The organism is Rhodospirillales bacterium RIFCSPLOWO2_02_FULL_58_16, from assembly GCA_001830425.1.
Classification (GTDB): domain Bacteria; phylum Pseudomonadota; class Alphaproteobacteria; order Rhodospirillales; family 2-02-FULL-58-16; genus 2-02-FULL-58-16.
In genome coordinates this window covers 50,565-65,044 of sequence record MIAA01000043.1, presented here as the reverse complement: position 1 = coordinate 65,044, position 14,480 = coordinate 50,565, and the positions used below count along the sequence as shown (strand labels likewise).

Below are 14,480 nucleotides of genomic sequence, written 5' to 3'. Positions count from 1 at the left end.
AACAATTGAACGAAGCGGCCTATATGGAAAGCGATCTGGTCGATCTCGATGACGAGGCGTCGATTCGGGCCGGTCTGCTCAATTTTATGATCCAGCATGTGGGCAAGGACCCGGCGTTCGCCACTTCCCGCGACTGGTTCTATGCCATAGCCTATCTGGTTCGCGGCATCCTGTCCGAGCGTTACATCAGGACGGGACGGACTCTGTATGACAAGGACGTCAAGCGGGTCTACTACCTTTCCATGGAATACCTGATCGGACGGAGCCTGACCAAGCAACTCCTCGATCTCGGCCTCTATAATAAAGTCACCAAAATTATCGGCGAGTTCGGGTGTAACTACGGCGAAATCCAGGACAGCGAATGCGACGCGGCGCTGGGCAACGGCGGGTTGGGCAGGCTGGCCGCCTGTTTCATGGATTCGCTGGCCACTCATAGCTATCCGGGACTCGGCTACGGCATCCGTTACGAATACGGCATCTTTACCCAGCGCATCGAAAACGGCCAGCAGGTGGAACACCCGGAGAACTGGCTGCGCTACGGGAATCCCTGGGAGTTCGAGCGTTCCAGCATCATCTATCCGGTGCGTTTCAACGGCGCCATCGTTTGTTTCAAGAACGCCGCCGGCGACAAAGTATGCCAGTGGGTGGATACGAACGAAGTGATGGCCATGGCCTTTGACGTGCCGTTCTCCGGCTTTGACTCGGAAATGGTGACCAACCTGCGCCTGTGGTCGGCCCGCTCTTCCCGTGATTTTAACCTCAACTATTTCAACGAGGGCGACTACATCAAGGCGGTCGAAGACAAAACGGCGTCGGAAAACCTGTCCAAGGTTCTCTATCCCAACGACAAGACGGCAACCGGGCAGGAACTGCGACTCAAGCAGGAGTATTTTTTCGTCAGCGCCTCCATCCAGGACATCCTTTCCCGTTTCCAGAGGAGCAAGGATTCTCTTGACGATTTACCCAACAAGGTAGCCTTGCAGCTCAACGACACCCATCCGGCGATGGCGGTTCCCGAACTCCTGCGGTTGCTCATCGACGTCTACGGCTATGATTTCGACAAGGCATGGGATATTGTCACGCGCACCTTCTCCTACACCAACCACACCCTGTTGCCGGAGGCTCTGGAAACCTGGCCTATCGACATGATAAGACGGGTGCTGCCCCGCCATCTGGAGCTGATCTTCCAGATCAACGATCACTTTCTTAGGCAGGTCCGTTACATTTTCCCCGGCGACGGCGCCGTGCTTCGCCGCATGTCGCTGGTCGATGAGGAGCGCCACTGTATCCGCATGGCTCATCTGGCCATTGTCGCCAGCCACAAGGTGAACGGCGTCGCCGAACTGCATACCAAGCTGTTGCGCTCTACGCTGTTCGCCGACTTCGACAAGATATACCCGGACAAGTTCACCAACATGACCAACGGCATCACGCCGAGACGCTGGCTGTTGCAGGCGAACCCGGAACTGGCGGCGCTGATAAGCGAGCATGTGGGCAACGGCTGGACCAAGGACCTGTCCCTGCTGAAGGGGCTGGAGCCGTTAAGCGAAGACGCCGCTTTCCGCGACAAGTTCATCGCCATCAAAAGACGCAATAAAGAACGGCTGGCCCGACTCATTGCCGCGAGACGTCACATAAATGTGGACCCATCCTCCATGTTTGATGTCCAGGTCAAGCGCATCCATGAGTACAAGCGCCAGCTTCTCAATATCCTTCACGTCATCACCCGTTACAACCGCCTTCGCGATAACCAGGACGGTGATGCGGTGAAACGGACGGTAATCATCGGGGGCAAGGCGGCGCCCGGCTACACCATGGCCAAATTGATCATAAGGCTGGTCAACGACGTCGCCGAAATCGTCAATAACGATCCGGCGGTAAATGGCCGCCTCAAGATGGTGTTCATCCCCAACTACGACGTCACCACCGCCGAGGACGTGATCCCCGGCAGCGACCTGTCTGAACAAATATCCACCGCCGGCACCGAGGCTTCCGGCACCGGCAACATGAAATTCGCCCTGAACGGAGCGCTGACCATCGGCACGCTTGACGGCGCCAATATCGAGATTTTAGAAGAGGTGGGAGAAGACAACATCTTCATCTTCGGCCTGGACACCGGCGAAGCCCACAACCTGCGCGCCGCCGGCTACGACCCATGGCGGTACTACAACGACAATGTCGAACTCAAACGCGCCATCGACATGATCGGCGAAGGCTTTTTCTCTTCACATGACCATAGCCGCTACCAGCCTATCGTCGATACCCTGCTCAGGGGCGGCGACCACTACCTGCTGCTGGCCGACTACGCCGCTTATGTAAAATGCCAGGAGCGCGTTGACGAGGCCTTCCGCGACCCGCAGGAATGGGGGCGCAAAGCCATTATGAACGTCGCCAACATGGGTAAATTCTCCTCCGACCGGACTATCCACGCCTATGCCAAGGAAATCTGGGGGATCAAGCCGCTGGAGTTTTAGGGGGCAATGCCAAGCGCCCTCTTGGCGTTACTCCGTTTCCAGATCATCAGCGTCCACCCCAAGCGCTTGCGCAAAGATCGCCCGAGTCTTCCTGGAGAGATGGCGAGCGCCACGTTCGATCTGGCTGACGTACCCGGAGGAAACTTTGGTTCTTAAAGCCAGTTCTTCCTGGGTCATGGCGCGCCATTCCCGATAGACCTTAACCGGGTTTTCTCCGTCAATCAGGCGCTTTACCACGTCATGCGGGGTGCGTTCGCCTCCATCGTTTTGCGCTTGGGCCAAATCAAAAAGGGCTTCATCGGAAAGAGTGGATTCCGGGAAGCGGGCCAAGTATTCGGCAATAGGCAGCACAACGAAAGCCGGGCCATTGTCGCCATAGATGATTTGAGGCTTTGCCATCTTTACAGTCTCCTTATACCAGCGGCTTTAAAGAGTGACTCATCGTCAGTAGGTAGAGAAAAGTTCCTCCCCCTTGCTTCAAGGGGGAGGTCAGGAGGGGGTAGTGAGCAACCTCCCTCTGCCCCTCCTTGGTAAGGAGGGGGAAAAAATTTCTCTCCTACCGTTCCTTCTTCACCGCCCCGATAACTTCGTTAACGAAGGGATTATCGGCGAGAGTTTCCAGGCCGGTCGCGTTCTTGCGCCGCCAGTTGGGATATTCGGCGACGGTGCCGGGCAGGTTGATCTGATCGGTCTCCTCCAGCAGATCATCCAGATTTATTTTCAGCAACAAGGAAGGACTCCTCGCCAGGAAACGCTCCATGGCGACGATAAGTTGACGGGCGGCATCCTGCTCAGAGATATCCTCGCCGGGAAAGTCGGAAGGCAGCAGGTCGTGGTCATTAAGCGCCGCCGCCAGCAGGATTCGATCCTTGGCGCGGGCTTCAAAATCGCCTTCCTGTGATTCTTGCGAACTATAAAGATTCAGTCGCCGCTTCTGTTCCAGGTCGCGGCCCAGCCAATAGCCTTTGATGGTCGGCAAATCATGAGTGGCGGAAGTGGTAACCGATAAAGCGGGGTAAACTTCGGAACGCTTGAACAAACCGTCAGGATAACGCTCGAAGCGCAGAACCCGGTACGACAACGCGCCTTCCTTGGCCATGCGCTCACGAAAGCCGTCAGGCACCGTTCCCAGGTCCTCGCCTATGACCAGGCATTTGTTACGCACGCTTTCCAGAGCCAGAATAGCGAGCAGGTCGTCAAAGGGGTAACGCACATAGGCGCCGCTGTCGGCCTTCTCGCCCGGCGGAATCCAGTAGAGACGCATCAGCCCCATGACATGATCGACGCGCAGCGCCCCGGCGTGGCGCATGTTGGCGCGCAGTATTTGAATGAACGGTTCGTAAGCCTCCTCCCGTAAGTTATGAGGATGGAACGGCGGCATTCCCCAGTCCTGCCCTTGGGCGTTGAAAGCGTCGGGCGGCGCTCCGAAGCGGGCGCCGTGGACTATGGAGCCGGAGTCGCTCCAGGCGTCGGCGCCGTTTTGATCGGTGCCGATGGCAAGGTCCGCGTACAGCCCCACCTCCATGCCTTCCCCGGCGCACGCCGCCGCCGCCAACTGCTCATCGGCCAGCCATTGCAGGTAGGCGTGAAATTCGAGGCGATGGGCATTGGCTACGGCAAAAGCCTGAGCGCCGTCGGCGTCGGGACTGCTGTAGGCATGAGGCCACTCGCTCCATGGCCGCCCATGAAAATGTTCATGCAGAGCCTGAAACAAAACGAAGTGATGGAGCGCCGTTCCGCCTTCATTAACGAAATCGTCGAAGGCGGAGCGCACCGGCGGATTACGCTCGGCAAATAATTCATACATGCGTTCCAGCATCATCAGCTTGCCGGCGCTGACGGCGGAATAGTCCACATAATCTGCGGCTCTGACCTTGCCCAGATGCTCGGCGAATCCGGGCGTTGCGACCAGCGCCCGCACCTCGGGACAGTCCTGGAATTCCGACGCGGCGATAGCGTCGATATAAAGAGGATTAAGAAAGCGGCGGCTGGACGGCGAGTAAGGACTGGCATGGTCCGGATGCATGGAAAACAAGGCGTGCAGCGGATTGACGCCTACCGACGTTCCGCCGAGCACGGCGGTGATCCTGCTCAATTCAGCCAAGTCCGTAAAGTCGCCGATGCCCCAGTTACTTTCCGAGCGCAGCGAATATAGATGACAGGCGATGCCCCACAGCCGTCGGCCCTCTTCCAGCCACGACGGCGCATAAGCCTTGGGCGGAGCGATAATCAGGACGGTTTCGGCTTTTGAATCGCCGGCGCTGATAAACAGGCGGTGATACCCTTGTCCAAGGTCCGCCGGCAAAGGAAGGCTGAACCGCGCCATCGTTCCGCCGTTCACATCGCGCATATCCGAAGGCGTTTGATCGACGGGATGGAACCTGCCCTCGACAACGCTTCCGTCCTCCGCCGCCACCCGCCAGCGCACTTCCCCTTGCCATAAATCCTGAGGCAAGGTCAGCGGCGCCGCAAATACGGAACCGCTCCGCATTATTACGACCGGCTCCAGCAGACGCCGCCAGGGGCGCTCGTTAAATTCCCTGAGACTTTCATCGACGGCCTCGGGGGAGCCAACGGAAAATCCCATCGCCGACAGGATGGACATCTTGGCGTGATCGTTAATTTGATGAAAGACGCCGAAAATATCCCAATAGGATTCCTCGATGCCGGCAAGCGTTGCCAAGCGGTCCAGATTCCTCATCCGCCGACTTTCTCGCCGAGGCTGTTAAAGTTAAGTATTTGCTGGCCGTTCGCTCCGTCGGCCGCCAAATGGCCTGTTACCTGAATCAACAAGACCAGAGAACGGCTTTGCAGAGGAAATGCCTGCCGGGCGTGAAAGATCGGTCCTTCGGCTTCGATCTTCGGGTTGGCGGTATTAATAAGAACCTTCCATTCCTGACCGAGTTCGGGCGGCGGCAACTTAAAGCCGATATGTTCCTTGTCGGCGTTAAGCAGAACGATGAAGCGGTCGTCCACCTGCTTCTCGCCGCCGCGTGAAAAATGCTCGCCGGTGTCGCCGCCCAGATGAAAGCCGAAACAGCGGGCAAAGGACAGCCGCCATTCATCATGGGTAAGTTCGCGTCCGTCCGGGGACAACCAGGTGATGTCCTTAACTGCGGAATCCCCGATATACCCGCCGTGGAAGAACAGCGGACGACGAAATACCGGGTGCTTCCGGCGAAGGTGAATCAGCGCCTTGACGAATTCAAAAAATTCCCGGTCCTCGCCGTGCAAAGGCTCCCAATTGATCGAGGTTATTTCGTTATCCTGGCAATAAGCATTGTTGTTGCCTTGCTGAGAATGGCCCAGTTCGTCGCCGGCCAGCAACATGGGGATGCCTTGTGACAGCAACAGCGTCGCCATGAAATTGCGCTTCTGCCTGAAGCGCAGGGCGCGGACGGCCTCGTCGTCGGTGGGGCCTTCGACGCCGCAGTTCCAACTGATGTTGTCGTCGGTTCCGTCGCGGTTGTCTTCAAGATTGGCCTGATTATGTTTTCTCTCGTAGGTGACCAAATCCTCCAGGGTAAAACCGTCGTGAGCGGTGACGAAGTTAAGCGAGGAACGGGGACGGCGCCCCTTGTGCTCGAACCTGTTGCTGGAGCCGGTGAGGCTGAAAGCCAGATCGCCGATGATGCCGCCATCGCCCTTCCAGAAACCGCGCACGGTATTGCGGTACTTGTCGTTCCATTCCGACCAGCCGGGAGGAAAGCTTCCCAGCTTGTAGCCGCCCAGACCCAAATCCCAAGGCTCGGCGATAAGCTTGGCGCCGTACAGCGCCGTCGCATGCCGCACCGCGTTGAGGAAGGGGGCATTGGGGTTGAAGCCTCTGTCGTCACGCCCCAGCGTCGAGGCAAGGTCAAAGCGAAAGCCGTCTACATGCATCTCCTTGACCCAGTAGGTCAACGAATCCATGACCATTTGCAGGACGCGGGGATGGATAAGATTCAGCGTGTTGCCGCAGCCTGTCTGGTCGATATAGTGGCGCTCATCGCCGGGCATCAGGCAATAATAGGACTTGTTGTCGATGCCGCGCATGCTCAGCGTCGGCCCGGTGTGACCGCCCTCGCCCGAATGGTTGAACACCACGTCGAGGATGACTTCGATGCCGGCGTCATGGAAGTTGCGGACCATGGTGCGAAATTCGTTGGGATGGCCGCCGGCCAGGAAACGGGGGTCAGGCGTGAAGAAGGCGAAGGGGTTATAGCCCCAATGGTTTTTAAGGCCCAAGGCTTCCATATTGCGTTCATCGGCGCACGGGAAAATGGGCAGCAACTCGACGGCATTAACCCCCAGGTCCTTGATATGTTCGATGACATCGGAGACAGTCACCCCGGCGAAGGTGCCGCGCATGGCGTCCAGCACATCAGGGTGGCGGGCGGTCATGGAGGCGACCTGCATTTCATAGATGATGGTCTCATGCCATGGCAAATCCAGCGGCTGATCGATTCCCCAATTGTAAGCGGTGTCGATGATCATGCACTTCGGCACATAGCGGGCATTGTCCCGCCTGTCGAATGACAGGTCTCCCTTGGGGCTGTCCATGGTGTAACCGAAATTGGCCGCGTGCCAGGTCAGCTTGCCGTAAAGTCCCTTGGCGTAGGGATCGACCAGCAGCTTGTGATGATTGAAGCGGTGCCCGCGATGAGGGTCGTAAGGTCCGTACACCCTGTAGCCGTACAACTTCCCCGGATTGATGTTGGGCAAATAGCCGTGCCAAACCTGGTCGGTGTACTCAGGAAGCGGGATGCGCTCCAGCTCCTTTTTACCCTGGGGGTCAAACAGGCACAGCTCCACCTTTTCGGCATTCTCCGAAAACAGGGCGAAGTTGACTCCCTTGCCGTCCCATGTGGCGCCCAGCGGCCATGATTTTCCGGGCCACATCAGCGGTTTTGATTTGAAGGTCATTCACTACCCCTGTCTACGGGGCGGATCATCAGGGTGGCCAACGGCGGCAGGGTCAGAGACAGGGAATAGGGGTATCCGTGCATAGGCTCCTCGTCCGCCTTGACGGCGGACGAATTGCCGACATTTGAGCCGCCATAATAAGACGAGTCGGTATTCAGGCATTCTTCATAGGACCCGGCGTAAGGAACGCCGATGCGATAGCCTTCGCGCACTACCGGCGTAAAATTACTGACGACGACCATGATGTCATCGGGATCATCGCCCCGGCGCAGGAAAGACAAGACGCTTTGCGCATGGTCGTGGCAATCGATCCAGGAGAAGCCATGATGATCGAAGTCACGTTCATGCAGCGCCGGCGCTCCTCTGTAAAGGCGATTGAGGTCGCGCACTAAATCCTGAACTCCTTTATTGAGCGGGTCCTCCAACAGATGCCAGTCCAGGCTTGCGGCGTGGTTCCACTCGTTCTCCTGGCCGAACTCGGCCCCCATGAACAGCAGTTTCTTGCCGGGGTGAGCGTACATGAAGGCGTAGTAGGCGCGCAGGTTGGCGTAGCGTTGCCATTTGTCGCCCGGCATCCGCCCGAGGATCGATCCCTTGCCGTGAACCACCTCGTCATGGGACAGCGGCAGAATGAAGTTTTCGTGGAAAGCGTAAAGAAGGCCGAAAGTGATTTCGTTCTGGTGATGCTGGCGATGAATCGGGTCTTTGGCGATGTAGCCCAGGGTGTCGTGCATCCAGCCCATATTCCATTTGAAGCCGAAACCCAGACCGCCGAGATAGGTAGGCCGCGAGACCATCGGCCACGCCGTTGATTCCTCGGCGACGGTAAAGGCGCCGGGGTGACGCGCATAGACCAGCTCGTTCACGCGCTTGATGAAAGAGACGGCCTCCAGGTTTTCATTGCCGCCGTAGACGTTGGGAATCCACCCTCCTTTATTGCGGCTGTAATCCAGGTAAAGCATAGAGGCGACGGCGTCCATTCTAAGGCCGTCAATGTGATAATGTTCCAGCCAGAACAGGGCGTTGGACAGAAGGAAATTAGCGACTTCGGTGCGTCCGTAATTATATATCAACGTACCCCAGTCCATATGCCGCCCCTGGCGCGGGTCCGAATGTTCATAAAGGTGGGTGCCGTCAAACAGGCCGAGACCGTGCGCGTCCTCGGGGAAATGGCCCGACACCCAGTCGAGGATAACGCCGATGCCGGCCTGGTGGCAGGCGTCGATCAGGGCGCGGAATTCATCCGGCGATCCGAAGCGGCCGGTCGGCGCGAACAGGCCGATGGGCTGATAGCCCCATGAGCCGTCGAAGGGAAACTCGCTGATCGGCATCATCTCGATATGGGTAAAGCCCATGTCTTTCACATAGGAAACCAGTTGATCGGCCATCTCCCGGTAAGTGAGGAAGCGACAGCCCTCATCAGGCGCCCGCCGCCATGAACCGAGATGGACCTCATAGATGCTCATCGGGGCGCCGTGGGCGTTGGCCCGGTGACGGGAAGCCATCCACGAAGCGTCCTTCCACTTATATGAGCCTAGGCCCTCGACGACACAGGCGGTTTTGGGCGGGACCTCGCAACGGAAAGCGTAAGGGTCGCTCTTCAACGGCAGCAAATGTCCGCCGCCGTCCGTGATCTCGAATTTGTAAAGAGCGCCTTTGGTTATGCCGGGAATAAAGATTTCCCACACGCCGCAGCTTGGGTGCCGGCGCATGGGATGGCGCCGCCCGTCCCAGTTATTAAAGTCGCCGACGACGCTGGCTCGTCCGGCGCCGGGCGCCCAAACGCTGAAGCATACTCCATCGACGCCTTCCAGGGTTATGCGATGCGCTCCCAGCTTGCGGTAGCTTTCGAGATGACTGCCCTCGGCGATCAGGTGGGCGTCCAGTTCGCCGAACGCCGGGGGGAAGCGGAAGGGATCATCTATTTCCCGCCCGCCGTCGCCGTAATCAACCCGCAACCGGTAGGCAAAGCGCTCGTTTCGCCCGCTAAGACGGGATATGAAAAAACCTTCCTTATGAGCGCGGCGCATCCTGGACAAAGCCTTGCCGGTGGCCGCGTCGATGACATCAACCGTATCGGCGCCGGGGAGAAAGACGCGCACCGCCAGCCCATCCCCATCCTCGACGTGCATGCCGAGGAAAGAGAAAGGGTCGGAATGGCCGGCGCCGACAATGGCGCTGACGGCGTCGTGATTCTTGCTGATCATCGCTTAAAACACCCCTGATGCCTGGAAATAAGGTATTGGAATCAGATTACCAGTCCGGGGGAAACGAGTACACAAAATTGCCCCGGCGCCGATTACACGCCGGGGCCTGCAAAAAACAGCAAAATCCTCCCCCTTGCTTCAAGGGGGAGTTAGAGGGGGTCGTTGCAGCAACCTCCCCCTGCCCCCTCCTTGGTAAGGAGGGGAAAGCGCGGGAGCTGTCAACGGTCAATATCAATGACCGTCGGTATTACCCCTTCCTGGTGCGGGACGTTTTCTTGGCGGAATTGGCGATAGCCTTTTTGCTGATATCAGCCGCCGAGGAGAAACTGCTCCCGGTCAGCACTTCCTGCTCCGCCCTGAGCCAATAGTCCAAATCCCGTCCCTCGGGACCGCCCTCTGCTTCCCAAAGGAAAAAAGCGCGCTCCTGTATATACTTGGCCTGCTGCTCGTTCATAGTCGTAACCCTTTCATTTATGATTAAATCCCCCTCAACTAAAGCATAAATATCTATGCCGTGTCCCCCGCAATGGTGCATTGTACATCAATCGCAGCAAAAACGCACTCGGAAAAAATCTACGCCCGGGGCAATCAACTGAATGTCTCCATAATAGCCAAAGAGTCGCCATTCTTGTTCGTCATGCGCGGGCTTGACCCGCGCATCCACGTCTTTTTGTTCGTCGCCATGGTAAAGAAGACGTGGATGGCCGGGACAAGCCCGGCCATGACGGTGAAATAGAACCGGGTTGTTTCATTCGATTGTCCTGCAACAACACCCGATCTGGCGCAGATCAGCACTTAGGCAAATTACGCTTCAAAAGGCTCCCCCATCGCTCCGTCCATCCATCGATATGCGAAACGCCGGGAACCGGAACAATGGCGATGCAATCCTTTCGGCGCGCATGCGCCTTGTAGCTTTCGGCGATATAGGATGGCGTGATATTGTCCTCCCCTCCGATAAAATGAATCTGGGGAACGGCGGAGAGCTTGTCCGCCACATCGGCGGCATTGAGCGAACCGATCAAGGGACTGACCTCGGCCCTCTGATTCATTACCACATGGTCCAGATTACCGGCCACGGTGCGTAGGCTCGCCACGTCCGTTCGCCGCGCCGCCGTCAATGCCGCAACGGCCCCGCCGCCCGAGAAGCCGAACAAGTCGATGAGGCCGCCCCCTCCCCTCTCCTTCAGCTTTCCGATCACTTCATCGACGCTTTCCACGACCTCGGAAGCAAAACGCCGCTCGGTCCAGTAATCCTCCTCGCAGCGCCGACTCCCGCCGCTTCGCACATACTGGCAGGGTCTGGCCACATAGACCACGTTCGGGCTTGGGTCCGCCGCCGCCAGACGAAGCGCCGTCGGGTCGGTGGGCGTCGGGTCGGGGGACGGCTGAGACCGGTTGATCCAGGCAAAGCCGTCTCCCTCCACATAAACGTGAATCGGCGCTCCCGGTTTCCCAAGTCGCATGAAGGTCTGAAGCACAAAGGCGCCGCCGTTCACCTGCAACGCCGTCATTCCCGCCCGCGTCGCGATCTCCCCGGCCACCTCCGGTCGATCAACGGAGAAGCACCCGGCAACCAGCAGTCCCGCAGCGGCAACAACCGCCGTATTTTGCTTCACGCGCATTACCCGCTCCGCATAGGCTTTACAATAAAAGAAATGGCCCTGACTCGCGGCAGGGCCATTCTTGTTTTCCCAAAGCAGCCGTCGCCTAGAAGTTCCACCGGCCTTCAAGCCGCCCGCTGTGACCGACGAAATCTTCTTTGGCCTCGGCGTCATAGTCGGCGCGTATGGAAATTACGCCGCTGGGAGCGGTGTAGGTAAGTCCGGCCCCTCCCGTTCCCGAAAAGTCGGCATTATCCGCCCCGGTGGTGGCGAAGGCCGCGCCGCCTCCGGTGAATGTGGACGACGACTGCCCGGATTCCCCGAAGGTGTCATACATCATTCCGGCCCGCAACTCCGGCTTGAAACTGCCGATGCCGGTCGAGAAAGTGGCGTTATAGCGCAGCCCCGCCATCGCGAGGCCGATGTTGGTGTCGTCGGGGTTCACTCTGAGATTCAACGCGCCCGCCCCGGTCTCCGTATAGGATTCGCCGTTCAGACGGGTGTACTGATAGCCGATGTTGGGCGTAAACACATGCCCGCTCGCGATGGTGATGGGTATGCCGGCGCCGATGCGGCCCATGTACTGATCGGCCTGATAGTCGCCTTGAGCGGTGCGCCTTAACCCGCCGAAGGTAACGCTGCGTTCGGTATTCACCTCATTGTAGGCGTAACCGGCCATGCCTTCAAAATAAAAGCGCGAAGCGGTATAATCGCCGTAAACCATGCCCTGGTAACTGTCGATGTCGGACTGGTTATTCGCCACGCCGTCGCCATCGACCCATGACCGTCCATAACTGACGCCGACGCCGATGCGGGAGTTATCGCCGACCTTGGCGTCAAAGCCGCCGGCAAGGCCGCCGGTGATGGAATTATAGCCCTCGAAGCCGTCGCGCTTGTCCTGGTCGCCGACGTTGGCGAACGGACGCATCCAGACTCCCTTGTTCAGGCCGGAATTGCCGGTGGCGAAGCCGGTGCGCTCGCGTCCGGCGTATTCGCCGCCTTCGCGAATGGAGGCAAGACGCATATTGACGGTGTTGAACGCCGTACTGCCGGTCTGCGCCATGGCCGCAGTCCCGGCCCCGACCTTTATCGGTTCGGACTGTTCGGCGGCCTTCTTGGCCTCCGCGCCGCCGGCCGTCAGGGCAGTATTATAAGCGGCGGTAACCGTCGCATCATTCGCCGTAGCATCGACGCCGGCGCCGAGGGCATTGCCCGCCGAAGCGGTCGTTCCGAGACTCGCCGCAATCGCCGAAGAAGCTTTCCTGGTGGCGGTGATGGTAAGGTCGGTAGCGCCCCCGCCCCCGGTCACCGCGTAACTCGTCAGGGCGTTGCCGGTCACCGTGTATTGGGTGCTGGCGGCATTGGTGCCGGTGGTGACATCAACCAGCGTCAACGTGCCTGAGGTAAATAACGTATGTGGAGTAACCGTGACGGCGTTGGCGGCGGTTACGTTGGTGTCCGTCGCATTGATCACCACGCCGCCGGCATAGACCGAGACCTGACCGAGAACGATGGCGGAGGTCGCGGAGGCGCCGAGGGCGAGAGCGCCGCCGCCGGAAGTCGCCGTCAACGTGCCGCCCAGATCAAGCGTGCCGCTGTTGGCGATAATGCCTTCGTAGGTTCGCGCCGCCGTGGTCTTCAGGGTGGACGAGGCGGCGACCGTGGTGGTGGCGGCCGCGAAGTTGCCGCCCATGGTCACGGTGCCGGCGTTGACGTTGAAGGCCAAAAATTCGTTCCCGCCGATCACGCCGATGTTCCCCGTGACCGTGTTGGTCCCGGCGAAGTTCAGGGTGCCGATATTGGCCGTGCCCGTGGTGACGGCCGCAGTCACATTCTTGCCCGCCGCGATATTGACAACGCCGTTGGTGACCAAGGCAAGCGTGGTGCCCGATATATCGCCGCCGACGGCGAATACCGACGTCGCATTGCCGCCGGTGAAGGTCGTGGTGGTGGCGTATATGTCGCCGCCGAAAGTGTTGGTGATTCCGTTGCCGGCCGTGCTGTTAACCGCCTTCAACAACGCGCCGGAGGCGCCGACGTTGCCGCTGACCAGCGTCGTGGCGGCAGTCGTGGTGGCGAAGGTCAATGTGCCGGTATTGGTGGTTCCGGTGGTCACTGCGCCGACGATCTTCTTGTCCGCCGCAACCGTGGACGTATTATCGGCGGCGAAGTTCACGGCGGTCGCGTAGACGTCGCCGTTGACCGCCACCGCGCCGTTGCCGACGGTAACCAGCTTCAGCACCGCGCCATTGGCGCCGACTTGACTCGATATGGCGCCGGCGCCGTCCATGGTGAGGGTGCCGGTGTTGGTGGTGCCGGTGGTGATCGCGCCTTCCACCGTATTGCCGGTAGCGATCTTCAGGTTGCCGTCGCCGGTGAAGTTGATCGAGGTGGCGGCCACATTGGCGGTGGTGGTCACTACGCCGCCGCCGGCAAGGGTGATCAGCTTCAACTCGTTGCCGCCGGCGATGACGCCGATGGCGCCGGTGATGGTGTGGGTGCCGGCGAGGGTCAACGTGCCGTTGTTGGCGGTGGTGGCGGTGATGGCGGCGGTGATGTTCTTGCCGGTGGCGAGCGTCACCGTGCCGTCGGCGTCGAAGTCGAGCGTAGTGCCGGTAAGGTCGCCCTGGAGGGCGATGGTGCCGGCGGCGCCGCCCGTCACATTGGTGGTGACGGCGAAGATGTTGCCGGTGAAGGTCGCCGTCGTGCCGGTCGCGCCGGCGTTGAGAATACCGAGCCGGTTGCCGGTGGCGCCGATGGTGCCGGTCGCCGTCGATGCGCCGGCGAACGTCAGGGCGCCTACGCCGTTAGCGGTGGTGGCGGACACGACTATGCCGCCTTCGCCGACGGTCACGCCGGCGCCGATCGTGAAAATTTCATCCGTGCCGGCGGCGGGAGCGGTAAACTTGGCGGAGTTCCCCACCGTCAACGCGGTGGACGAACTGTCGTCTACTGCGTCATCCTGCTCGGCGGCGACAACCGGCGAAGAGGCAAGCATGGCAATGCCGGCGACAAGGGCCAATGCCGAAATCGGCATGCGGAGAAATTTTCCGAACGCCCCCCCCCCTTGCCGGTATCCGACAACGAAACTACCGAATCGCTTTTCATCCAACGCTTCCCTTCGTCTTTGAACTTCCGGCATTAAAATAATGATTCACAGAAAACCCCGATATTACCAATAACGAACGCCGCATAATTTTGCAACCGGCATTTTCTGAAAGGCGCCATGTATGTTGCCGATTTGCCACGCGCCTGCCGCTAACCACTTTCCCATCCTTAACCAAGGAGGAGGC

At 59.2% G+C, this 14,480-nt stretch carries 9 protein-coding genes; 2 read left to right on the top strand and 7 right to left on the bottom strand.

Features of this window, described 5'->3' with window-relative positions; translation table 11 throughout:
* The first annotated feature begins 23 nt into the window (after positions 1–23).
* Positions 24–2,474 (top strand): glycogen phosphorylase, encoded by a 2,451-nt coding sequence (locus tag A3H92_05465; protein OHC73820.1) that lies wholly within the window; start codon positions 24–26, stop codon positions 2,472–2,474.
* Positions 2,475–2,501: 27 nt separating this feature from the next.
* Here the strand turns inward: A3H92_05465 and A3H92_05460 are convergent, their stop codons facing one another.
* The 5 genes from A3H92_05460 to A3H92_05440 form a co-directional block, all read right to left on the bottom strand.
* Positions 2,502–2,873: a hypothetical protein gene (locus tag A3H92_05460; protein OHC73803.1), complete on the bottom strand. Its 372-nt coding sequence runs from the start codon at positions 2,871–2,873 to the stop codon at positions 2,502–2,504.
* A 157-nt stretch (positions 2,874–3,030) separates the two neighbouring features.
* Positions 3,031–5,175, bottom strand: a complete 2,145-nt coding sequence (locus tag A3H92_05455; protein OHC73802.1) for a 4-alpha-glucanotransferase — start codon at positions 5,173–5,175, stop codon at positions 3,031–3,033.
* The gene (locus tag A3H92_05450; protein OHC73801.1) at positions 5,172–7,379 is read right to left on the bottom strand and encodes a glycogen debranching enzyme GlgX; all 2,208 of its coding nucleotides are present in this window, start codon (positions 7,377–7,379) and stop codon (positions 5,172–5,174) included. The genes A3H92_05455 and A3H92_05450 overlap by 4 nt, the downstream gene beginning before the upstream one ends.
* Positions 7,376–9,586 carry a 1,4-alpha-glucan branching enzyme gene (locus A3H92_05445; GenBank protein ID OHC73800.1) on the bottom strand — a complete coding sequence of 737 codons (2,211 nt, stop codon included), beginning with the start codon at positions 9,584–9,586 and terminating at the stop codon, positions 7,376–7,378. The genes A3H92_05450 and A3H92_05445 overlap by 4 nt, the downstream gene beginning before the upstream one ends.
* Before the next feature lie 247 nt (positions 9,587–9,833).
* Positions 9,834–10,040, bottom strand: coding sequence for a hypothetical protein (locus A3H92_05440; GenBank protein OHC73799.1), 207 nt, complete (start codon positions 10,038–10,040; stop codon positions 9,834–9,836).
* 72 nt (positions 10,041–10,112) lie between these two features.
* On the opposite strand from A3H92_05440, the gene A3H92_05435 reads away from it, so the two are divergent.
* Positions 10,113–10,322: a hypothetical protein gene (locus A3H92_05435; protein OHC73798.1), complete on the top strand. Its 210-nt coding sequence runs from the start codon at positions 10,113–10,115 to the stop codon at positions 10,320–10,322.
* A 52-nt stretch (positions 10,323–10,374) separates the two neighbouring features.
* On the opposite strand, the gene A3H92_05430 is transcribed toward A3H92_05435, so the two are convergent.
* Both A3H92_05430 and A3H92_05425 read right to left on the bottom strand, forming a co-directional pair.
* Positions 10,375–11,208 carry a hypothetical protein gene (locus tag A3H92_05430; GenBank protein OHC73797.1) on the bottom strand — a complete coding sequence of 278 codons (834 nt, stop codon included), beginning with the start codon at positions 11,206–11,208 and terminating at the stop codon, positions 10,375–10,377.
* An 85-nt stretch (positions 11,209–11,293) separates the two neighbouring features.
* Positions 11,294–14,224, bottom strand: coding sequence for a hypothetical protein (locus A3H92_05425; protein ID OHC73796.1), 2,931 nt, complete (start codon positions 14,222–14,224; stop codon positions 11,294–11,296).
* Positions 14,225–14,480 lie beyond the last annotated feature (256 nt).